This is a genomic window from Salinifilum ghardaiensis, assembly GCF_054491345.1.
Genome location: NZ_CM137101.1, coordinates 3,362,262 through 3,383,240 on the forward strand (window position 1 = coordinate 3,362,262; position 20,979 = coordinate 3,383,240).

The 20,979-nt window shown below is 73.0% G+C and carries 19 protein-coding genes and 1 pseudogene; 11 read left to right on the plus strand and 9 right to left on the minus strand.

Annotation, left to right across the window (positions count from 1 at the left end; translation table 11 throughout):
* Positions 1–21 precede the first annotated feature (21 nt).
* Entirely contained in the window at positions 22–1,494 is a 1,473-nt protein-coding gene (locus tag ACVGV0_RS15250) for an MFS transporter (RefSeq protein ID WP_459156353.1), read from the minus strand.
* 695 nt (positions 1,495–2,189) lie between these two features.
* Between ACVGV0_RS15250 and ACVGV0_RS15255 the strand changes: the two genes are divergently transcribed.
* From ACVGV0_RS15255 to ACVGV0_RS15265, 3 genes are read left to right on the plus strand one after another with little or no spacing between them, the layout of a single operon-like run.
* On the plus strand, positions 2,190–2,342 hold the full coding sequence (locus ACVGV0_RS15255) for a hypothetical protein (protein WP_459156354.1): 153 nt from the start codon (positions 2,190–2,192) through the stop codon (positions 2,340–2,342).
* Complete coding sequence (locus tag ACVGV0_RS15260; RefSeq protein ID WP_459156355.1) at positions 2,339–2,551, plus strand: hypothetical protein; 213 nt, start codon at positions 2,339–2,341, stop codon at positions 2,549–2,551. The genes ACVGV0_RS15255 and ACVGV0_RS15260 overlap by 4 nt, the downstream gene beginning before the upstream one ends.
* Positions 2,548–3,282, plus strand: coding sequence for an SDR family NAD(P)-dependent oxidoreductase (locus ACVGV0_RS15265; protein WP_459156356.1), 735 nt, complete (start codon positions 2,548–2,550; stop codon positions 3,280–3,282). Before ACVGV0_RS15260 ends, ACVGV0_RS15265 begins: the two co-directional genes overlap by 4 nt.
* Before the next feature lie 448 nt (positions 3,283–3,730).
* On the opposite strand, the gene ACVGV0_RS15270 is transcribed toward ACVGV0_RS15265, so the two are convergent.
* Positions 3,731–4,303 (minus strand): DnaJ family domain-containing protein, encoded by a 573-nt coding sequence (locus ACVGV0_RS15270; protein WP_459156357.1) that lies wholly within the window; start codon positions 4,301–4,303, stop codon positions 3,731–3,733.
* Between the two features lie 570 nt (positions 4,304–4,873).
* Here ACVGV0_RS15270 and ACVGV0_RS15275 point away from each other — a divergent pair.
* Genes ACVGV0_RS15275 through ACVGV0_RS15290 form a run of 4 tightly spaced genes read left to right on the plus strand, consistent with a single transcriptional unit; the run spans position 4,874 to position 8,712 of the window.
* Positions 4,874–7,348, plus strand: a complete 2,475-nt coding sequence (locus ACVGV0_RS15275) for a sensor histidine kinase (RefSeq protein WP_459156358.1) — start codon at positions 4,874–4,876, stop codon at positions 7,346–7,348.
* Entirely contained in the window at positions 7,345–7,767 is a 423-nt protein-coding gene (locus ACVGV0_RS15280) for a roadblock/LC7 domain-containing protein (RefSeq protein WP_459156359.1), read from the plus strand. Before ACVGV0_RS15275 ends, ACVGV0_RS15280 begins: the two co-directional genes overlap by 4 nt.
* Positions 7,768–7,769: 2 nt before the next feature.
* Entirely contained in the window at positions 7,770–8,129 is a 360-nt protein-coding gene (locus ACVGV0_RS15285; protein ID WP_459156360.1) for a DUF742 domain-containing protein, read from the plus strand.
* Positions 8,110–8,712: a GTP-binding protein gene (locus tag ACVGV0_RS15290; RefSeq protein ID WP_459156361.1), complete on the plus strand. Its 603-nt coding sequence runs from the start codon at positions 8,110–8,112 to the stop codon at positions 8,710–8,712. The genes ACVGV0_RS15285 and ACVGV0_RS15290 overlap by 20 nt, the downstream gene beginning before the upstream one ends.
* Before the next feature lie 108 nt (positions 8,713–8,820).
* Here the strand turns inward: ACVGV0_RS15290 and ACVGV0_RS15295 are convergent, their stop codons facing one another.
* The 3 genes from ACVGV0_RS15295 to ACVGV0_RS15305 form a co-directional block, all read right to left on the minus strand.
* A complete protein-coding gene (locus ACVGV0_RS15295; protein WP_459156362.1) occupies positions 8,821–10,194 on the minus strand; it encodes a tryptophanase in 1,374 nt (457 codons plus the stop codon).
* A 52-nt stretch (positions 10,195–10,246) separates the two neighbouring features.
* Positions 10,247–11,401, minus strand: coding sequence for a tryptophan dimethylallyltransferase family protein (locus tag ACVGV0_RS15300; RefSeq protein ID WP_459156363.1), 1,155 nt, complete (start codon positions 11,399–11,401; stop codon positions 10,247–10,249).
* A 105-nt stretch (positions 11,402–11,506) separates the two neighbouring features.
* A complete protein-coding gene (locus ACVGV0_RS15305; protein ID WP_459156364.1) occupies positions 11,507–11,866 on the minus strand; it encodes a hypothetical protein in 360 nt (119 codons plus the stop codon).
* A gap of 149 nt (positions 11,867–12,015) precedes the next feature.
* Here ACVGV0_RS15305 and ACVGV0_RS15310 point away from each other — a divergent pair.
* The 3 genes and pseudogenes from ACVGV0_RS15310 to ACVGV0_RS15320 form a co-directional block, all read left to right on the plus strand.
* Positions 12,016–12,474: pseudogene (locus ACVGV0_RS15310) on the plus strand (MFS transporter); the annotation flags it as partial.
* A gap of 109 nt (positions 12,475–12,583) precedes the next feature.
* Positions 12,584–13,324 (plus strand): MFS transporter, encoded by a 741-nt coding sequence (locus ACVGV0_RS15315; RefSeq protein ID WP_459156365.1) that lies wholly within the window; start codon positions 12,584–12,586, stop codon positions 13,322–13,324.
* 465 nt (positions 13,325–13,789) lie between these two features.
* Complete coding sequence (locus ACVGV0_RS15320; RefSeq protein ID WP_459156366.1) at positions 13,790–14,134, plus strand: RNA polymerase-binding protein RbpA; 345 nt, start codon at positions 13,790–13,792, stop codon at positions 14,132–14,134.
* A gap of 244 nt (positions 14,135–14,378) precedes the next feature.
* On the opposite strand, the gene ACVGV0_RS15325 is transcribed toward ACVGV0_RS15320, so the two are convergent.
* From ACVGV0_RS15325 to ACVGV0_RS15340, 4 genes are all read right to left on the minus strand, one after another.
* Positions 14,379–15,185, minus strand: a complete 807-nt coding sequence (locus ACVGV0_RS15325; RefSeq protein WP_459156367.1) for a polyprenol monophosphomannose synthase — start codon at positions 15,183–15,185, stop codon at positions 14,379–14,381.
* A 106-nt stretch (positions 15,186–15,291) separates the two neighbouring features.
* Positions 15,292–16,884 (minus strand): apolipoprotein N-acyltransferase, encoded by a 1,593-nt coding sequence (lnt, locus tag ACVGV0_RS15330; protein WP_459156368.1) that lies wholly within the window; start codon positions 16,882–16,884, stop codon positions 15,292–15,294.
* A 168-nt stretch (positions 16,885–17,052) separates the two neighbouring features.
* Positions 17,053–18,678 (minus strand): amidohydrolase, encoded by a 1,626-nt coding sequence (locus tag ACVGV0_RS15335; protein ID WP_459156369.1) that lies wholly within the window; start codon positions 18,676–18,678, stop codon positions 17,053–17,055.
* A gap of 212 nt (positions 18,679–18,890) precedes the next feature.
* The gene (locus tag ACVGV0_RS15340) at positions 18,891–19,493 is read right to left on the minus strand and encodes an FxsA family protein (protein ID WP_459156370.1); all 603 of its coding nucleotides are present in this window, start codon (positions 19,491–19,493) and stop codon (positions 18,891–18,893) included.
* A 186-nt stretch (positions 19,494–19,679) separates the two neighbouring features.
* Here ACVGV0_RS15340 and ACVGV0_RS15345 point away from each other — a divergent pair, with 186 nt between their 5' ends.
* Positions 19,680–20,729, plus strand: a complete 1,050-nt coding sequence (locus ACVGV0_RS15345) for a GDSL-type esterase/lipase family protein (RefSeq protein ID WP_459160021.1) — start codon at positions 19,680–19,682, stop codon at positions 20,727–20,729.
* Positions 20,730–20,979 lie beyond the last annotated feature (250 nt).

Consider the following 20,979-nt stretch of genomic DNA (forward strand, 5'->3'; position numbering starts at 1 on the left):
TTCGCCACGGCGCCGGAGGGATCAGGAGCGGTTGTCCGCCGTGGGCAGGGGTGCCAGGAGCATGGTCGACGTGTCCAGGCGTTCGTCCGCGTCCTGGCCGTCGACGAGTTCCCGGGCTTCTTCGCCGCTGGCGACCACCGGGACCGATCCGCGCAGCGGGCGCGCGGCGGACTCCCGCATGAACAGGGCGGCGACCACTGCGATGAGGGAGAAGAACATGACGTAGAAGGCGGGCGCGTAGCTGTTGCCGGTCACCTGCACGAGCAGCTGGGAGACCGCCGGCACGGTGCCGCCGAACAGCGAGACCGCGATGTTCTGCACGAATCCGACGGCGCAGTACCGCGACGCGGTCGGGTACAGCTCGGCCATGATGGCGGCGTTCATGCACAGGAACAGCGCTCCCGGAACCATCACGAGCGCCAGCGCGACGTAGAGCGACCACGTGGCCCCCAGGTTCATCAGCGCGAACGCGGGGAGCAGCAGGAGCAGGTTGCCGACGGCCGCCATGAGGTAGACCGGCCTGCGCCCGAGCTTGTCCGACATCCGCCCGAACACCGGCAGCAGCAAGGCCTGCAGCACGAGGATGACGACGGTGGCGAGCGCCGTGTGGAACGTGGCGATCCCGACCTGGGTTTCCAGGTACGTGGGCATGTAGCTGGTCAGGGTGTACGACGACGCGCCGTCGGCACCGATGAGGGCGATGCCGATCAACACCTGCGGCCAGTAGTGCTTGAGAACTCCGGGCAGCTTGTGGCGGACGAACATCGGGTCGGCCGCCTGCTCCGCGGTCTTCTCCTGGGCCGCTTCGAAGGTCGGGGACTCCGAGACCCTGCTGCGCAGCGCGATCGCGATGATGCCGAGGACGAACGCGACGAGGAACGGAACGCGCCAGCCGCCGTTGACCATGGCGTCCGGGCCCCAGAAGTGGCTGGCGATGCCGCTGGTCGCCGCGACCACACCGGCACCTGCCGCGAAACCGAGCTGCGATCCGCTGTTGAGCAGCGAGGTCCAGAACCCGCGGTTCTTGTCCGGGGCGAACTCCGCGATGTAGGTCGACGCGCCGGAGTACTCACCGCCGGTGGAGAAGCCCTGCACCATGCGCAGCAGGTAGAGGAGCACGACGGCCCAAGCCCCGATCGCGCCCGACCCCGGCAGGAGACCGATCAACGTGGTCGCGGCGGCCATGAGCGCAATGGTGAAGAACATGACCTTGCGGCGACCGATCTTGTCGCCCAGCGGGCCCAGGATGACGCCACCGAGCGGGCGGACCAGGAACGACACGGCGAACCCGAACAGCGTCACGAGCAGGCCGAGCGTCTCGTCCATGCCCGCGGTGAACACCTGGGCCATGGTGACGGTGAGGTAACCGTAGACTCCGACGTCGTACCACTCCATGAAGTTGCCGACCCCGGCACCGACCTGCGCCCGGATGAGCTTCGGTTTGTCGAGGACGATGCAGTCCTCTTCGCGGAGCCTGCGTCTGCCCTGGGGCACGCCGGGGCGGTCACTTCTGCTCGGATCGGACATCGTTCCTCGTTTCTGACGGTGGACGCGAATCAACGTGGCGCGGAGGTGGAAACGGTCTCGGACACGTCGGGGTGGAGCACTGCGGCACCGACCGCGGGCCGAACGGTTCGGGAGCTGCCGCCACGCGGCGATGAGCACGTCGTCGCGGAGACCGAACATCCGCATGTGTTCATATTTCGAACGTGATGACCAGAAACCTTGGCAGAGCCCGCGCGGTCAAGTCAAGACTCTCGACCCGTTGAAGCGGATGTTGACGGGACGCCCTCGTTGCGCCAAGATTTTGCGAACAATGCGTTCAAATTACAAACGCAAGTGTTCCGCTGGTAGGAGACGATGCGGGAATGAGCGACGAGCCCGAGCGCGCAGATGTGCCGATCAAGACCCTCCGCGTGCTCCGCGAGCTGGTCACCCAGCCGCGCACCGGCGCCACGGGCTGCTTCCACCGCCCCGCCCCGCCCGGGACGGCCCACCCCGCCCGGGGCAGCGCGGGAACGCCGGCTCCCGCCCGACCCGCAACGTCGCGGGCGCCGGCGGAGCTGGCGGCTCGGGGCGAACATCACGATGCGCCGCAACGGGCCCCTGGCGCGTCCGCCGGGGCCGCCGCCCCTCGATCCCGCCGACGCCTTGCCGAGGTAGAACGATCGCTCTGCTCCCACGCCGCGATGACGGATACGAGAGAGCGAATCGCGAGCGACCTGGAGCGGAGCTTCGCCGAGCGCGGTTTTGCCGAGCAGGGCGTCGGAGACCTGCGCGCGGAGGCCGATGTCTCCCTGCGGACGCTCTACGAGTACTCCTCCAGCCGCGAGGGGAGGTGATCGTCGGCGCGCTGGAGCACCGGTACCGGGCCTATTCCGACTGGCTCGCCGGAGGACCCGAAAGCGGTGCGGAGGCCGCACTGCGCGCTGCCCGTGCCGCGCTGTCCGCCGAAGGCATCGGAGACGTCGTGCTGTTCCTCGCTTCGGACGCCGCGCGCTGCACGTGCGGCACGCTCGTCGAGATCAACGGAGGGAAGTCGGTGTCATGAGGCGCTTCGAGGACGAGGTAGCGGTGGTCACGGGTGGACGGTCGGGCATCGGGAAGGCCATCGCTCGACGGCTGCGGCAGGAAGGGGCGACCGTCTACACGGTGCAACGCGGCCCCGACGAGGAGTTCGACGGCATCTCGGCTGATTTCTCCGACCCCACCTGTCCTGACAGGATCATCGCGGAGGTGATCGATCGCGCCGGGAAGCTGGACGTGTTGGTGAACAACGCGGGCATGATGCAGGAATCCGCGGTCGAAGCCATGTCCCCGGAGGACTGGCAGCGCAACCTCACCGTGAACCTGACGGCCCCCTTCCTGCTCATCCGCGCCTCGCTGCCGCATCTGCGCGCCACCGGAGGCAGCATCGTCAATACCGGTTCGATCGAGGGAATCGGCGCCAACCCGGGCCACGCGGCGTACTCCGCAGCGAAGGCCGGCCTTCACGGGCTCACTCGCGCCGTGGCGGTCGATCACGGGCACGAAGGCATCCGCTGCAACGCAGTCGCGCCCGGTTGGATCGACACGGATCTGAACCTGGAATTCATCGACAGCACGCCAGACCCCGACGCCTTCCGACGCGACATCGGCCGCATCCACCCGGTGGCCGGCACGGGGAAGCCGGAGGAAGTCGCCGCTCTCGTGGCCTTCCTCGCCGCCGACGAGGCCGGCTTCATCACCGGGCAGGTCTACACGGTCGACGGAGGTCGCACGGCCAAGTTGAGCCTGCCCTGAAGCACGAGTCCCGCACGGACGTCACCGTGCCCCGGCCCGGCGAGACCCTGATCCGGGTAGCCGCTGCCGGTACCAACAACACCGGTATCAGCACCCGTGCCGGCTGGTATGCGAAATCGGTTGACTCCCTCCAGGATTTCGCGATCTTCCGGAGTGAGGACCGCCTGGTGGCGGGTGGATCCGGGTTGGGATCTGGCCCGCCGAGCAGCAGCTCGACGGGCGGCCCTCCCCGGCCGCAGGTAGCTGCCGTCGACCTGGGCTGAGGCTGCCGCGGCGAGGTGTCGCCTTCCGCTGCCCGCACGGCTTCCGCGTTGCTGGCGGCCGGAGCGCTCGCGTCCGCGCGGTCAGCGGTGTGGTCAGTTCCGGCCGGCCACGACGCCGTCGGCGTCCCACACCGCCCCGGTGACCCGCACGGCGCGATCGGAGGGCAGGAACGCCCGCGGCCGGTTCAGCGGCCGGTGCGCGGCGCCGTCCTGCGCGGGCCGAGCCGCAGCGCCCGCCGCCACCAGGGCGCGCGGTCCTCCGCGGCCGCGCGCTCCGCAGGACTGGACTCCTCCAGCCGGGGCTCCGCAGCCCGGGGCTCCTCGACCCGGAGTTCCTCCGGGCGGGACCGCGCCGGGCGGGCGTGCTGCTCGCGCCACTGCCGCACGAGCTCGTCCGCGTCGACGGGGGCCAGCCGCACCCGCGGCCCGGTGGGCGCGCTGAGCTCCGCCGCGATGCGCCGGTTGAGCGCGGCGACCTCCTCGCGCACGGCCTGCTCGTCGGGCAGGTCGCGGACCGCCTCCGGCAGCCGCTCGACCTCCTTGCGCAGCCGCAGCGGAGCCGGCAGCAGCTCCTCGGCGGAGATCCCCTCGCGCTGGACGCGCTCCTTGATCCACCACGCCTCGCCGTTCTTGTGCAACCCGCGCAGGGGCTGCCCGGTGCCGGGGAGGTCGTCGAGCTCGCCGCGTTCGGCCGCTTCCCGGATCTGGCGGTCGATCCACGACTCGAAGTCGAGGTTCGGCGGCTTGCGCTCGGTCATGCCGCCATGGTTCCAGGTCACGGGCTTCGCGTACAGCTGCGGCGGGCCCTGCCGCGCCCGCGCGCCCACCTGCCGCCCGGTGCGTCCCCCGGCGGGGCGGTGCCGCTGCTCCACTCGTGTCCGTTCCCGACGCGCGTGCCCGGAGCAAGATCAGGTCCGATACAGTCCACGCATCGTGGGGTCCACGGGCGGGGTTCGCCGCGGACGACGGGGAGTGCGAGACGGAACCGGTCGAGTGCGGAAAGGAGAGGCCTCCAGCAGTACTCGGACATGACGCGCCCGCTCCCGCGCGGCGCCGGCCGGCTCGCACCGGCCGGGAGTAACGCGCACCGCCGCGCACGCGACACGCAGCGCGACGCTCCCGCTGTCGACGCTGATCCGCGCTGGCCGCGGGAGCGGCGTCGCGCCGGCACGTGTGCGTACGGAACGTCCCCGCCTGTGCGGCGCTGGACGCAACGAAGGAAGTACGGAGAAGTGGCAACCCAAGACGAGTCTTCCCCACTCCCCTCGCGCCGTTCGAAGCGGTCGAACCAGCGCGACAGGTCGATCAAGTCACGTCTGACCTGGACGATGATCATCCCGTGGATCGTGGTGGGCGTGCTCTGGGCCATCGGGTGCTCGCTGTTCACCTACGACGCGCTGTACACCCAGCGGATCGGGGCGGGCGTGCGGCAGCTGTCCCTGCCCGCGGTGTCGACGTTGGAGGCGTTGCAGCAGGAGCGGCAGGCGAGCTTGCAGTTCGCCAGCCGGCCGAACGCCGACCCCGCGCAGCTGGACGCGGCGCGGCAGCGCACCGACGCCGCCGCCGCGCGGATGCAGCGCGAGGCGGACTCGCTGCTGGAATCGGCGCCGCAGCAGGTGCGGGAACCGCTGCAGCAGCTGACCGACGACCTGGGCCGGTTGCCCGGGGTCCGCTCCGGCATCACCAGCCGCAGCACCTCGGTGCAGGAGATCAACGACTACTACAACGGCGTGTTCGACACCGCTTCGCAGCTGTTCCACACCCAGGCGCGCATCGTGCCGGACACGGACACGCTGCGGGGCGCGCAGTCCGCGGCGGCGCTGTTCCGCGCCTCCGACCTCGCCGCGCGCGAGGCCTCGACCGTCTCCCTGGCGCTGCGCTCCGGCGACCTCTCGGCGGAGCAGTACCGCCAGCTGGTCTCCTACATCAACACCAGCCGCGCCGAGCTGCAGAGCGCCGTGGAGAACATGCGACCGGAGACGCGCCAGCGCTTCGACGAGCTGCGGGCCGATCCGGCGTGGCAGCGGCTGCACGAGATGGAGAACAGCATCGTCGAGGGCGGCGCGTTCAGCGGCGCGGACGCCCCGGTCGAGGCGCAGGCCTGGGACGAAGCGACCGGCCCCGTGCTGGGCGCGCTGTCGGACATGGTGCGGGTGCAGGCCGACGGCGTCTCCCAGCAGGCCGTGGAGAAGGGCAACGAAGCGCTGCGCGCCGTGGCGATCGGCAGCACCATCGCGCTCGCGGTGGCCGTGGCGTCGTTCCTCGTCGCCCGTCGCGTCTACCGCGCGGTCGTCGACGAAGCGCTGCTGACCCGCCTGCAGGACCTGCGCACCGAGTCGCTGGAACTGGCCAAGCGGCTGCCCGACCTGGTCCGCCGCATCCGGGACGGGCAGCAGATCGATCCGAACGCCGAGCTGACCCGGCTGCGCCAGTACGGCGACGACGAGGTCGGCCAGGTCGCCGAGGCGATCCAGGTGTTCCACGAGGAGGCGGTCACCGCCGCCGTGCGCGAGACGAAGGCGCGCCGCGGCGCGCGGGCCGTGTTCGTCGGCATGTCCTACCGGGTGCAGCAGCTGCTGCGCACGATGCACGGCACGATCGACGACCTGGAGCGCTACGAGGAGAACTCCGGCCAGCTCGCCCGGCTGTACGAGTTGGACAACTCCACCACCCGCGCGCGGCGGAAGGTGGAGAACCTGCTCGTGCTCGGTGACCAGCAGCCGGGCCGGCGCTGGACCAAGCCGGTGAACCTGCTCGACGTGCTGCGCGCCGCGGTCTCGGAGATCGACCAGTACACCCGGGTGACGATCGGGCACGTGCCGGACACCTCGGTCACGGGTTCCGCGGTGGGCGACACGATCCACCTGGTCTCCGAGCTGGTGGACAACGCGGCGTCGTTCTCCCCGCCGGAGACCCAGGTGCACCTGAGCGCTTCGCTGGTCGCCCGCGGCGTGGCCATCGACGTGGCCGACCAGGGCCTGGGCATGGACGAGCGCTCGCGGAACTGGGCCAACGAGATGATGGTCAGCGCACCGCGGTTCGACCAGCTCGTGCTGGACAACAACCGCGCCGAGCAGCTGGGCCTGTTCACCGCGGCCCGGTTGGCCGAGCGGCGGTCGATCTCGGTGGAGTTCGGCGTGTCCGCCTACGGCGGGACGCGGGCGACGGTGCTGCTGGGCCAGCACCTGCTCGAGTCCCGCAACTCCGAGGACGTGCCCACCGCCGCGGTGACCGTGCCGACGCAGACCGCCGAGGAGGCCGCGCCGGAGGGCCCCGAGGCGGACACCGAGCGGACCGCCCTGCCCGACGTGGGGGCGTTGCCGCGGCGCGCCCCGGCCGGTGCGGCGCCGACGGGTGCGGAGCCGGTCGAGCAGGACCCGGTCGAGCAGGAGCCGGGTACCGGTGAGCACGCCTGGCCGAGCGCCGCGCAGGCCGACGAGGCGGTGCGCGGTGGCGACGGCGCCGGCGCGGAGCAGTGGCCCGCGGTGCCGAGCACGTCGTTCTCCACCCGCGGTTCGCTGCCGGTCCCGGAGAGCGACGCCGCTGCCCCTCCGTCGAGCTCGGAGGCCTCGGACCGCGGGAGCTCCGCGCGCACCGGGGCGACCGGCGATGACCGGCCGCCGCTGCCGCGGCGCGTGCCGCAGAGCCACCTGGTGGAGGGGCTGCGGGACGAGCCGGAGGAGAGCAGCGAGGACGCCATCGCCAAACCGAGCCGGCTGGCGTCGTTCGGACGCGCGTTCCGCAGCGGCGTTTCCAGCCAGCACAGTTCCCGCGACCAGAACGACGAGGGTGAGAACGCATGACCGAGACCAACGGTGAGACGAAGCTGAGTTGGCTGCTGGACGGTTTCGTCTCCGAGGTGCACGACGTGCACAACGCCGTGGTGCTGTCGAACGACGGGCTCGTCATCGCCCGGTCCACCGGTTTGGACCGGGACACCTCGGACAAGCTCGCCGCTGCCGCTTCCAGCCTGCGCAGCATCGCCAAGGGCGTGAGCCGGGACTTCGACCTGGGCACGGTGCGGCAGAACCACGTCGAGATGGAGCACGGCCTGCTGTTCGTCTCCGCTGCGGGCAACGGCGCCTCCCTGGCGGTGCTGACCTCGGCGGAACCGAACGTGGAGGAGGTGGCCTACCAGATGGGGCGCCTGATCACGCAGGTCGGCTCGTTCCTCACGGCGGCCCCGCGCGATGCGGCCGGCGCGGCCGCGGAGAGGACCTGACCATGGGCGAGGCGTGGTTCGACGAGGAGGCCGGACCGATCGTCCGGCCGTACCTGATCACGCGGGGGCGCACCCCCGGCGAGACGGCGCAGGTGGACCGCGCGAGCCAGGTGGTCACGGTGCAGCCGTTTCCGCAGACCCCGCGGCTGGAGCTGACCCCGGAGCACCGCGCGATCCTGGAGTCGTGCCGCAAGCCGGCCGCGGTCGCCGAGGTCGCGGCGATGATGGGCCGTCCGCTGGGCGTGGTGCGCGTGCTGTGCGGCGATCTGCTCGAGCACGGGGCCGTTTCCGTGCGCTCGCCTCGGACCCAAGTCAGCCGACAGATCCTGGAGCAGGTTTACCATGGGCTTTGCAGGCTCTAAACCGAAGTCCGACGCGACCGCGGCGGCCCCGCTGCCGCTGAAGTTCGTCGTCGCGGGCGGGTTCGGCGTGGGCAAGACGACCTTCGTCGGTGCTGTCAGCGAGATCGCCCCGCTGAGCACCGAGGAGGAGATGACGGTCGCCAGCACCGGCGTGGACGACCTCACCGGGGTGGAGCGCAAGGACACCACCACGGTCGCGCTCGACTTCGGGCGCATCACGATCTCGGACGAACTGGTGCTGTACCTGTTCGGCGCCCCGGGGCAGAACCGGTTCTGGCCGCTGTGGAACGACCTCGTGCTCGGCGCCGTCGGCGGCGTGGTGCTGATGGACACGCGCAAGCTCGACGACGGCTTCGCCTCGGTCGACTTCTTCGAGCGCCGCAGGGTCCCGTTCGTCGTGCTGGTGAACTGCTTCGACGACGGCCACCACTACGAGCCCGAGGAGATCCGCGAGGCGGCGGCGCTGTCGCCGGAGACCCCGGTGCTGCTGGGCGACGCGCGGCAGCGGAGCTCGTGCAAGGACGCGTTGACGACGCTGGTCCAGCACGCGATCAACCGCCTGCCCAGCACCGCCCCGGGCTGAGCGGACCGGCGGGGACGCACGGGGAGGGGCTCGGCCAGCTGCCGGACCCCTCTCCGCACGTCCGCGGTCGTTCACATCGGTGGATGCTTGCTCGGCCGCACCGGTCCGTCAGGCGAGCGGCGCGGTGCGGCAGCGGAAGTGCCGCAGCGTCGACGGCGCGTGCGTGAAGCGGTAGCCGGGCACCTGCTCGGGGTCCTTGGCGACGTCGGCGAGCAGCTCGGCCACGTACTCGAGGTGGCTGTGGTCGTAGACCCGCCGCGGCAGGGCCAGCCGCACCAACTCGAACGGCGCCGGTGCGGCCAGTTCCGCGTTCCCGTCGAGCTCGCCGAGGTAGAGCGATCCGAGTTCGGCGCAGCGCACTCCGCCTTCCCGGTAGAGGTGGCAGGCCAGGGCGTGCCCGGGGAAGCGGTGCGGCGGCAGGTGCGGCAGCAACCGCCCGGCGTTGAGGTAGATGCCGTGCAGCCCGGCGGGCCGCACGGTGTCCACACCGGCCAGTTGGGCCTGCTCGGCGAGGAAGGCGGCCTCGCGCTCGCGGTCGGCGAGGTAGTCGGGCTCGACGACCTCGCGCAGCCCCTGCGCGAGGATCTCGAGCGTGTGCCCGGTGAGACCGCCGTAGGTGCGGAAGCCCTCGGTGGCGATGATGTCCACTTCGCACCGGTCGGCCGCGGCCTCGTCGCGCAGCCCGATGACGGCGCCCTCGGGGGCGAGTCCGTCCTTCTTCAGGCTGGCCACGCACCCGTCGGCCAGTTCGAACGCGCGGCGCGCCACGTCGACGGGCGCGTGCCCGGCGTAAGCGGGGTCGCGCCGGGTGACCAGCCAGGCGTTCTCGGCGAACCGGGCCGCGTCGAGGATGAACGGGACCCCGTGCTCGGCCGCGAGCGCGGCGGTCTGCTCCAGGTTCGCCATCGAGACCGGCTGCCCCCCGCCGCCGTTGTTGGTGATGGTGACGAGGATCTGGCCGATGCGGTGCGCGTCCGGCCCTTCGAGGGCCGCGCGCAGCCGCGGGATGTCGATGTCGCCCTTGAACGGGGTGTCGCTGTCGAGGTCCGCGGACGCGGCGCACGGCAGGTCCCGGGCTTCGGCGCCGAGCAGCTCGACGTTGGCCCGGGTGGTGTCGAAGTGCGTGTTGCTGATGCTCACCGAGCCCGGCCGCAGCAGCGCGCCGAACAGGACGCGCTCGGCGGCGCGTCCCTGGTGCACGGGGAAGACGTGCGGGTACGGGACGATCTCGCGGACGGCCTCCAGGAAGCGGTAGTACGACTCGGCGCCCGCGTAGCGCTCGTCGGCGCGGGCGGAGGCGGCGTGCTGTTCGGTGGAGATGGCGCCGGTGCCGGAGTCGGACAGCAGGTCGATGCTGACCTTGTCGGCGGGCAGGTTGAACGGGTTGTGCCCGGCGCGGTCGAGTTCGGCGATGCGCTCCTGCCGGGTGGTCACCGGGATGGGCCGGACCACGGCGGAGACGTAGGGACGCAGGTGGGGCACGTCCGCCTCCTCGGTGCTGTGTCGGGTTCGGGGTATTTTCCGGGGGAGGAGGTCACGGGGTTCCGCCGTACGCCTCGGAGGAGACGTAGAGCGTGGTGCCGGTGTCCTCGGGGCTCATCCGCAGCGAGACGTGGGCGAGCAGCCCGCGGTTGTCGGTCAGCGGCCGGGTCGTGACGGCGCCGATGATGTCGTCGATCTCGGCGGCGTCCACGCCGTGCGGGCGCAGGGCGCGGACGACGCGCTCGCGGGCGACGGCGTCGTCGGGCACGTAGTCGCGCACGGGCACGTAGAGGCTGTAGCCGCTCGGCGTGCTCGTGTCCCCGTCCACGAAGGAGTAGCTGGACACGAGCGGGCGGCCGTCGAAGACGACGGTGTCCTCGCCGAGGGCGGCGCAGAAGTCGTACACGAGCTCGTGCTCGATGCCGGGGACGGCTTCGGCGGCGCGCGCGGCGTCCTCGGCGGTGCCGGACAGGTGGGAGACGTAGAGCTTGACGCGGGCCTGCGGGCCGGAGTCCAGGTCGACGGCGAAGAACGAGGCGGTGTCCGAGCCGAACCGGTGCAGCGCGTGCTCGTGCACCGTGGCGTCGGCCTCCGGCAGGCCGAGGCGCTTCAGCGCTTCCCCCACCAGTTCCGGTGCCCGCTCCGCGCCGCGCACCGCGGGGTTGAAGTACACCTTGAACTTCGGCGGCCCCTCGGGGGAGAAGATCATCGAGTACCACCAGCTGAAGGCGCCCTGCGGCTGCTCGGGGCGGAACAGGTCCTGCACCGCGCGCAGCTTGTCGAGCGCGACGCCGTCGCGCTCGGCGGCGGTGTCGACGAAGTGCTCCGCGGCCCGGGTGTTCTCCGCGACGGAGGGGGTTTCGGCGATGGTCTCGCCGAGCACGCGGAGCTTGCGCCGGTCGCCGTCGAAGGCCACGGAGAACTCGAGCGGCGTGGCGTCGTCGGCCACGTCGGAGGGCCAAGCGGGCGGCTGCTGCACCGGCCGCTCGGCCACGGGGCCGAGTAATCGGGTCACCAGCCGTTCCGGCTCGTGCGGTGGGACGTCGTAGCGCCGGCAGAGTCCGCGCAGTTGCCTGCACGTGAATTCCCGGAGTGTGCCGTCGAAATCGCGCATGCGGCTCCGATCCGTCTTCTGTGGGGGCAGCCAGTCGTGCGCGAACACCCTAATTCTGTTGATCTTGGAGCGGTACCCGTTGCGGGGTGACATTGGCCGCCATCACGGCGCGGCGAACGGCCGCCGGAGTTGCCCCGTTCGCCGGAACGACCGGTGCGGTCCGGAGCAGCACGCGGCCCCGGTGCGGCGGGAGGCGGCTCAGCGCAGGCGTTCCAGATCGGCCGACAGCGCGGCTACCTGCTCGGCGAGCTTGCGCACCTCGCCCCCGCCCGCCCCGTCGTCGACCGCCGTCACGATGTCCTCGGCGGCGCAGCGCACCTGGAACACCCGGTCCTGCAGGTCGGCCAGCTCGCCCGCGGAGAGCACGACCGCGTCCTCCGGCAGCCCGCCGCGCTGCACCGCGGTGCGCCGCTCGTAGGCGCGTTGCCGGCACGAGCGCGTGCAGTACTGCTTCGGCCTGCCCTGCTTGCCGCTGGACGCGACCCGCCGGCCGCACCAGGAGCAGTAGCGCGCGCGGCGGGTGCGCTCACGTCGGGTGTCGTCGGCATCGGTGTCCACGAGCAGCGAAGCGTATCCGCCGCGGCGGGGTGCGCACACGCGCGGCACGCCGTGGTGCACATTGAGGTGCGCAACATCCGCACGGGTCCTGCACCACCGGCCGGCGCCGCGCGCGGACGGCCGGTCGACGAGGCGAAAGGCCGAGGGGCATGCGCACTCCCGACAGCTCCCGCACCGCGATCTCCCGGCGCCGCCAGCAGCGCGGGTGGGGCTGGTACGACTGGGCCAACTCGGTGTTCCCGACCTCGGTCATCACGGTCTTCCTGTCGATCTACCTGACCTCGGTGGCCACCGCGGCGGCCAGCGCGGACGTCGCCCGCAACGGGGTGCGGGCGCGCCCGGACGCGCTGCGCCGGTGCGACATCGCGCTGTTCGGGCTGGAGTTCCCGGCCGGATCGCTGTGGGGGTACCTGCTGTCGGTGGCGGCGGTGGTGCAGGTGATCGTGCTGCCGATCACGGGGGCGGTGGCCGACCGGGTGCGGAACAAGCGCGCGATGCTGGCCGGTTCCGCCGCCTGCGGTGCCGCGTCCACGGGGCCGCTGGCGCTGGTGGCGGGCACGAACTGGCAGCTCGGCGTCGGGCTGTTCATCGTGGCCAACGTGTGCTTCGGCGCCTCGGTGGTGGTCTACTACTCGTTCCTGCCGCAGATCGCCGAGGCCGAGCAGCGCGACCGCGTCTCGGCGCGGGGCTCGGCGATCGGCTACCTCGGCGGCGGGGGTGGCCCTGGCGCTGCACCTGGGGCTGCACCTGGGCCGCGACGCCCTGGGGATGGACGCGTCGACGGCGGTGCGGCTGGTCTTCGCCAGCGCCGGGCTGTGGCGGGCCGGGTTCACCGCGGTCCCGGTGTTGGCGCTGCGCGGGGTGCCCAGCCGCGCGCCGGAGCCGGCGGATTCCGCCGGCGGTTCGGCTCCGGCGGTGCTGACGAGCGGGTTCCGGCAGTTGTCGGGCACCCTGCGCGGACTGCGGCTGGCGCGGGAGTCGCTGTTCGTCACGCTGCTGATCGTGCAGTTCATCGCCTCCGTCGGCGGGCTGGCGCACGGGTGGACCGCGCGGGGCATCGGGGCGAAGCGGACGATCCTGCTGAGCCTGGCGGTGTGGATCGCCGTGCTGTCGGCGGCGCACTTCGCGCAGGAGGGCCGCTACGGGCAGTTCTACGCGCTCGCCGCCGGGATCGGGCTGGTGCTCGGCGGGACGAACGCGCTGTCGCGGTCGCTGTTCAGCCAGCTCATCCCGCCCGGCAAGGAGGCGGAGCACTTCTCGCTGCACGAGATCGGCGAGCGCTCCACCTCGTGGCTGGGGCCGCTGGCCTTCGCCGCGATCGGCCAGACCACGGGGTCGTTCCGGTTGGCGATCATCTCGCTGATCGCGTTCTTCGCGGTGGGGATGCTGCTGGTGGCGCTGCTGCCGGTGCGGCGCGCGGTGCGGCGGGCGGGCAACCGGCCGCCGCGGCTGTTGTGAGCGGCCCGCGGAGAGCCCGCGGACCGGCTGCCGCAGCGCGGACTCCGTTCGGGGGACGGCTGTTCCGACGGGAGGCCCTCCCCCGCGGAATATGCCAACACGTACCGTCGTAGGGGAAAGGACAAGCATCGCCACGATCCGTGATCACGCCCGCCGAACGCTGCCCGGAAGGGTCGCCGGTGATCTCCCTCGCACTTCACGAACGGTTCAGACTCCTGTTTGGCGGGGGTGCGACCACCTCTGGCAGTATCACCCATTCGAGTGGAACTGAGATCGACAGCGGGATAACGCGTCACGAACACGGACCGACTGCATCTCCAGGGAGAAACCTCGTTGACGAGTGAACAACGTCACCGAGGGCAACCAGAACCCCCGAACCGGGAACAGACAGCAACGACGTGTCGTTGCACTCGGTGAGCACAATCGCCCGGAGGGCCTCTCCGGGCCGACGTGAAAGGAACCGTCATGGCCGATCGCGTTCTGCGTGGCAGCCGGCTCGGAGCAGTCAGCTACGAGACCGACCGCAACCACGACCTCGCTCCGCGCCGGACGGTGCGCTACGCCTGCTCCAAGGGCCACGAGTTCGAGGTGCCGTTCTCCGACGACGCGGAGGTGCCTTCGACCTGGGAGTGCCGGCTGCACGGCACCGAGTCGAAGATCATCGACGGCAGCCAGCCGGAACAGAAGAAGGCCAAGCCGCCGCGCACCCACTGGGACATGCTGCTGGAGCGGCGCACCATTCCCGAACTCGAGGAACTCCTCAACGAGCGACTGCAGGTCCTGCGCAACCGCCGCGGGGAAACGGACTGAGTGCTCCGGACCAGCGAACGGGGGCGGCCCGGCCGGGCCGCCCCCGTTCGCGTCCCGGGACTCGCCGCACCGGTTCCCGGCCCCGCAAACGGTCCCGGTCAAACGACCCCACTCCCGCAGCTGGTCCAGCCCCGCAGCTGACCCGCTCCCGCTGCGGGCTCGGCCCCGCCAGCGGAGCGTCCGCAGCGGGGGCAGCGCCGGCAGCGGCGCACCAGCGAGACACCGCCCCGCAACGGGCGGGCGGTCACCGCCGGGTTCCGCCGATCGCGCGCAGCGCACCGGCCACCTGCCGCATCCGCCGCCGCGCACCCCAGAACGTGACCCGCACCAGCGCCTCGCGCACGATCGACCCGCTCATCTTCGACGTGCCCACGGCGCGCTCGACGAACGTGATCGGCGCTTCCACCACGGTGAACCCCGCGTCCACCGCGCGCCGCGTCAGGTCGACCTGGAAGCAGTAGCCCTGCGAGGTCACCGTGTCCAGCGCCAGCGCCCGCAGCACCTCCGCGCGGTAGACGCGGTAACCGGCGGTGATGTCGTGCACCCCCACGCCGAGCGCCAACCGCGAGTAGACGTTCGCCCCGCGGGAGAGCAGCTGCCGGTGCCACGGCCAGTTCACCACCCTGCCGCCGGGCACGTACCGCGAGCCGACGACCACGTCCGCCGCGGGCGCGCCCGGTTCGCCGAGCAGCCGCGCCAGCCGCGGCAGGTCCTCCGGCGGGTGCGAACCGTCCGCGTCCATCTCCACGACCGCCCGGTATCCGCGGTCCAGCGCCCACCGGAACCCGGCCACGTAGGCCGCGCCCAACCCGGCCTTGCCGGTGCGGTGCAGCACCGACACCCGCTCGTCGGCGGCCGCGACGTCCTCGGCGACCTGCCCGGTGCCGTCCGGGCTGGCGTCGTCGACCACGAGGACGTGCGCGGCGGGCGCGGCGTCGAACAGCCGATGCACGATCGGCCGCAGCGTGTCCCGTTCGTTGTAGGTGGGGATCACCACCACGAGCGATGCGAGCGCGCCGGTGGAGTCCGCGGGCTCCCGCCCCTGGGCCATGCACGTCCTTTCCTCTCCGGGGCGCACCCCGGTCCCCGACTTGCGCGGCCCCGCTGCGCGGGCCGCCTCCTGCTTCCGGCGCCGCCCGGGCGGCGCCGTTCCGCGGTCATCCGGCGCTGCGGCGGTTCCACCGCAGCGCCAGGGCGAACGCGGCGGCCCCCACCGCCGCGATGATCCACGCGGGTGCCGCGCCGAGCCGCGTGGCCAGCGTGTCGGAGGAGCGCAGCGGCACCTCGCCGACGAGCGCGTCCGCGGTGAACTGGCCCGTGCGCTGCGCCACGGTTCCGTCCGGTTCGACGATGGCGCTGACGCCGCTGGTGGCCGCGACGACCACGGCGCGGCCGTGCTGCACCGCGCGCAGCTGCGACATCGCCAGCTGCTGGTAGCTCATCTCCGAGTGCCCGAACCAGGCGTTGTTCGTCGGCACGGCCAGCAGGTTCGCCCCCTGCCGGGCGGCTCCGGTGAACACGTCGTCGTAGGCGACGTCGTAGCAGATGCCGACCCCCAGCCGCACCGGCCCCGCCGGCAGCACGCCCGGCTCCTCGCCCGGCGTCATGTCCTGCTGGAAGCGGTCCACGAACGGCGTGACCGCCCGGGCCACCGAGCGCATCGGGATCGTCTCGGAGAACGGCACGAGGTGCTGCTTGGTGTAGGCCTCCCCCGGGCCGCTGCCCGGGTCCCAGCGCACCACCTGGTTGCGCAGCTTCCCGTCGGCGCCGTCGGCGAGCCCGCCGACGAACACCGGAACGCCGAGCCGGTCGGTGAGCAGGTCGAGCTCGGGATCGACGTGGCCCGGGCCCCAACTGCCCACCTGCTCGGGCAGCACCACGGCATCCGGACGCGGCACCTGCCCCGCCTCGACCCGGTCGGCCAAGCGCCGGGCCTGCCGCACGTGGTTGTCGTGCAGCACGTCGTCGGCGTGGAGCAGCCCGAGCCCCAAGTCGGGCGCGTTGCCCTGCACCGCGGCCACCCGCGCGGTGCCCTCCTCGGCCGCGGTGCCCACCGCGGGCCACACCGCCAGCCCCGCCACCACGGGCACGAGCGCGGCACCCACCGGGGCGGCCCACGCACCCGGACCGGGCCACCTGCGCCGCGACCACCGCTGCCGGAGCAGCAGCACCACCCGCGCCAGCCCCGCCGCGGTCACCGCCACCGCGAAGCCGACGAGCACGCTGCCGCCGACCGAGGCCAGCACCATGTAGGGCCCACCGGTCTGGGTGAACGCCAACTTGCCCCACGGGAAGCCGCCGAAGGGGACGTGCCCGCGCAGCTCCTCGGCAGCGGCGAGCACGGCCGGGGCCCACACCACGCTGCCGGGCAGCGCGCTCACCCGCGCGGCCGCCAGCCCGCCCAGGCCGAAGAACACCGCCTGCAGCAGCGCCACGCCCAGCCACGGCCAGGGTCCGAACTGCGCCGAGAGGAAGTCCTGCAGCCAGCCCAGCAGCGGCAGCAGGTAGCTCGCGCCGAAGACGAGGCCGAACGCGAACCCGGCGCGCATCCGCTGCCGCCAGACCACGAGCAGCAGCACCGCCACGGCCAGCGGAGCCAGCCACCAGCGGCCGCTCGGCGGCGAGGCGAGGTACAGCGCGAACCCGCCGGCTGCGACCGCCGGCAACCGCAGCCACCACGCCCCCGGACGTCGCCGCCCGGCGGCCGCACCGCGCGTGCGCTCGCCCTGCTGCGGACTCGTGGTGGCCACCACCGTTCAACCTTTCTCCGATGCTGCCGGGATGCACGAGCCCGGGACATCGCGGAGCCCTGGGACATCGCGGGCGCAGCACGCGGTCGCGACCACACGTGGCGCCCCGGTCAATGTACGCGCCGCCGACCCCGCCGGGGCGAGCCGCTCCGTCCCGGCGGGGCGGGGTCACACGGTGTACAGGTCGTCGTCCTCGGCGTCGCGCTCGTAGACCGTCTCCCCGCGCAGCACGGTGCGCAGGCACCGCGGCCGCGGGGCGTGCGGGCCCAGGTCCGGCAGGCCGGGAACCCCGGCCCGCGGATCCGTCGACCACCGCTGCACTCGCGAGTCCGGCGCGGTGGTGACCAGCTCCCCCGCGTTCCACACCGCGTAAGTCGCCGGAGCCCCCGGCACCAGCGTGCCGGTGCGCCCGTCCTCGACACCGGCCGCCCGCCAGCCGCCGCGGGTGTGCGCCATGAACGCCGCGCGCGGCGACACGCCGTACCCCCCGGTGCGGTGGTTCACCGCCGCGGCGACCGCATCCCACGGGGCGCACGGCGTGACCGGGGCGTCGGAGCCGAAGGCCAGCAGCACCCCGTCGGCGGCGAGCCGGGAGAAGGGGTTCATCCGCGTGCCGCGCTGCACCCCGAGGCGCCGCGCGTACATCGCCGCGGAACCGCCCCAGGCCGCGTCGAAGGCGGGCTGCACCGAGGCGACCACGCCGTAGCCCGCGAGTTCCGCCGCTTGGTCCTCGCCCACCATCTCCAGGTGCTCGAGGCGGTGGCGCATGCTCGCCAGCGCCGGTGCGCCGACGGTCTCGGCGGCCTTGCGGAACCCGGCGCAGACCTCGGCGACGCCGGCGTCGCCGATCACGTGGAACCCGGCCTGCATCCCGTTGCGCGTGCAGTCCACGAGGTGTTCGGCGATCGCCTCCGCGTCGAGGTAGAGCACCCCGGACGTGCTCGGATCGTCGACGTAGGGGTCGCGCAGCGCAGCGGTGCGCGAGCCGACCGCGCCGTCGACGAACAGGTCCCCGGCCAGCCCGCGGGCGCCGAGCTCCCGCGCGCGGTCGACCGCGCCGAGCTCGCCCCAGTAGCCGATCACTTCCGGCACCCCGCCCTGCCGGGAGATCTCCAGCAGGTCGCGCAGGTCGTCCTCACCGGAGATGTCGGGGCCGGCGCACTCGTGCACGCAGGCGATGCCCTGCGCCGCCGCGTGCCGCAGGAACGCGCGCTGCGCCTCGCGGCGCTGCACCGGACCGAGCGATTCGCGGGCGGCGCGGCGCACGTGGTGGTGCGCCACGCGGGTCAGCGGCCCGGTGTCGCTCCACCCCTCGGCGCCCCGCGCCAGCGGCGTCTGCCGGACGAGCGCGCTCGACACCAGCGCCGAGTGCACGTCGATCCGCGACAGGTACACCGGCGCCCCGCCGCACGCCTCGTCGATCTCGACGCGGGAGGGCGGGCGCCGCTCGGGCCACCAGGTCTCGTCCCAGCCGTGCCCCCAGACGAGCGTGCCCGGGTATTCCGCGACGTGGTCCCGCAGCGCGTGGAGGAACTCGGTCAACGACGCGCAACCGGTGAGATCCAGCCCGTTGAGCAGTAACCCCGCGGACGTCGCGTGCACGTGCGCGTCGACGAAGGCGGGCGCCACGAACGCGCCCTGGAGGTCGACGATTTCGGCACCGGGATGCAACGCCCTGCCGACCTCGTCGCCGCCGATCCACGAGATGACGCCGTTCGTCACGGCCATCGCGGTGGCATCGGCGTCGGCGGGCGAGTGAATTCGGCCGCCGAGCAACAACGTGGTGTCGGACATGTCCTTCGCTGTTTCCGTGTTCCGGGTCTCCACTGCACGGGTCGGTAGCGGCCGGGAGGCGGCCCCGGCCGCGATCGCTCATGCGAGCTTACCGGGGTCGATTCAGCGACCGACGAGACGGAGACCTTAGCGCCTGCAACGGCCCCGGCCCGTGCACCCGCCGGCGGCGGTGGCCGGGCCGCGAGGCCCGTGCACCGGTGTTCCCGTCCCGGTCAGGCCGTGCTGGGTCCGCGGCGCGGCGGCAGCGCGTCGGGACCGCCGTCGTCGGAATCCGGCCGCTGCCGCGGCTGCTCCTCGTCGTCCTCGGAGACCGACACCACTTCCCCGTCGATCACGTCGCCGGTCGCGTCGCGCCGCCCCGCGGGGCCCGAGGGGCCGCCGCCGGAGGGGGCGGTGCCGAACGGGACGGCACCGAAGGAACCGCCCGGGAAGCCCCGGTGCACCTGCTCGCGCATGGCCTGCGCGCGCCGCTCGGCGGAGCGCTGCATGCGCCTGCGCAGCAGCGAGCGCGTCGGCGGGAGCACGCACACCAGGCCCGCGAGGTCGCTGAGGAAACCCGGCACGAGGAACAGCAGCCCGCCGCCGGCGATGAGCACCCCGTCGGAGACCTCGCGGTCGGCGGGACGGCGGGCCGTGGCCGCCTCGCGGAACTGGGCGAGCATGCGGCGCCCCTCGCGCTTGACCAGCCACGTGCCCAGCAGGGCACCGGCGAGCAGCAGCCCCAGGGTGGGCAGCGCACCGATGGCCTGGGCTACGAGCACGAGCACCGCGATCTCGGCGGCGGCGCCGATCAGGAGCACGGGGAAGATGGGCACGGCGTCGGGAACCTCCGGGTTTGCAGGGCAGTCACCGGGACAACGACACAGGACGCCCGTGTGATCCTGCCTGTGGGCGAAATCCACCGATTCCGGGTGTCATCGCTCACGCGGGCGGGCCGCCGCCCGCTCCCGCAGCCCCCTAGACTGCGTGGCGTGCGGGCGACCAGGACGACCACGCTTCTCGTGTTGGCACTGTGCGGTGTGCTGGCGGTCACCGTACTCACCAGCGACCGCTACCTGCCGACGGTTCCGGAGCAACCCGAGCGGTTGCCCCCGGCCGTGGTGACCCTCGGCGACAGCATGGTCTCCGGCGAGGGCACCGGCAACTACGTCCCCGGCACCGACGGCGCCGACGGCAACTGGTGCCACCGCTCGCCCGCCGCCACCGTGCACCAGCTGCCCGTGCCGCGGGGCGTGACCACGATCAACCTGGCCTGCTCCGGGGCGCGGGCCGGCGCCGTCGGCGACTCCCCGCGGGCCGAGTACCCCGAGGAATCCCAGTCGGAGCAGCTGGCCGAGATCGCCCGGCGCTACCGCATCACCGACGTGGTCGTGCAGGTCGGGGCCAACGACGACCCGAGCTTCGTGGAGACCGTCAACCGGTGCGTCGAGGCGTGGGGCCGGCGCGACCCCGCCGGCTGCTCGGGCGAGCTGCGCGAGCTCTGGCCGCAGCGGGTGGAGCGGATGCGGCCGAAGGTCACCTCCGCGCTGCGCGACGTGCGCGCGGCCATGATCGAGGCCGGCTACACGCGGAGCGGGTACTCGCTCGTGGTGCAGTCCTACCCCTCCCCCGTGGGACCGGGCGTGCCCGACTCGCTGCAGGACCTGTCCGGCTGCCCGTTCCTGACCCCGGACCTGCGGTGGATCCGCGACCGCGCCGTGCCCCAGCTCAACGAGGCGCTGCGGGAGGTCGCCGAGCGGGCCGACGCCCGGTTCCTCGACCTCTCCCGCGCCGGCGTGGGCCACGAGGCCTGCACCGGTGACCCGCGCACGGGCGACGGCGAGTGGTTCACGCGCCTGACGATCGACTGGCACGGCCTGGAGGACGAGCGGCGCGCCGGCCACGCGATGCAGGAGTCCTTCCACACCAACGCCGCCGGCCACGCGCAGATCGCCCGCTGCCTCGGCCAGTTCCTGGCGACGCGGGAGCAGCAGGCCGAGTGCCTGCCGAACGAGCGCGGGGACCTGCGGGCGGTGCCCGCGGACGAGGCCGCGGGCCGGCACCGGCCGTGAACCGGCCCGGTCAGGAGGTCGGTGGCTGCCGGCTGGTGAATCCCGCATCGGCTCGTCGAGGGGTGCACGCGTCGAAGCAGGACGACGACTCGGCTGTCCGGGACGGGAAGCCCCGGCTCACGGGACCGCCGGCTCGCGCGGGAGCGCGCTGGCCGCTCTTCGCCCCATCGGTGCACGAGCGCCGCTGCGGGCGGGTCGCGGGCGCGTGGTTGCACGCGGTGTTGCGATGGTGGGGCCGCGGTGACGGCGG

What these genes read in the sequence shown, in the direction of transcription:
- ACVGV0_RS15270 (WP_459156357.1), bottom strand. Translation starts at nt 4,303, where the DNA reads ATGACCGAGCGCAAGCCGCCGAACCTCGACTTCGAGTCGTGGATCGAC.
- ACVGV0_RS15255 (WP_459156354.1), top strand. Translation starts at nt 2,190, where the DNA reads ATGACGGATACGAGAGAGCGAATCGCGAGCGACCTGGAGCGGAGCTTC.
- ACVGV0_RS15300 (WP_459156363.1), bottom strand. Translation starts at nt 11,401, where the DNA reads ATGTCACCCCGCAACGGGTACCGCTCCAAGATCAACAGAATTAGGGTG.
- ACVGV0_RS15265 (WP_459156356.1), top strand. Translation starts at nt 2,548, where the DNA reads ATGAGGCGCTTCGAGGACGAGGTAGCGGTGGTCACGGGTGGACGGTCG.
- ACVGV0_RS15320 (WP_459156366.1), top strand. Translation starts at nt 13,790, where the DNA reads ATGGCCGATCGCGTTCTGCGTGGCAGCCGGCTCGGAGCAGTCAGCTAC.
- ACVGV0_RS15335 (WP_459156369.1), bottom strand. Translation starts at nt 18,678, where the DNA reads ATGTCCGACACCACGTTGTTGCTCGGCGGCCGAATTCACTCGCCCGCC.
- ACVGV0_RS15290 (WP_459156361.1), top strand. Translation starts at nt 8,110, where the DNA reads ATGGGCTTTGCAGGCTCTAAACCGAAGTCCGACGCGACCGCGGCGGCC.
- ACVGV0_RS15275 (WP_459156358.1), top strand. Translation starts at nt 4,874, where the DNA reads ATGATCATCCCGTGGATCGTGGTGGGCGTGCTCTGGGCCATCGGGTGC.
- ACVGV0_RS15325 (WP_459156367.1), bottom strand. Translation starts at nt 15,185, where the DNA reads ATGGCCCAGGGGCGGGAGCCCGCGGACTCCACCGGCGCGCTCGCATCG.
- ACVGV0_RS15285 (WP_459156360.1), top strand. Translation starts at nt 7,770, where the DNA reads ATGGGCGAGGCGTGGTTCGACGAGGAGGCCGGACCGATCGTCCGGCCG.
- ACVGV0_RS15280 (WP_459156359.1), top strand. Translation starts at nt 7,345, where the DNA reads ATGACCGAGACCAACGGTGAGACGAAGCTGAGTTGGCTGCTGGACGGT.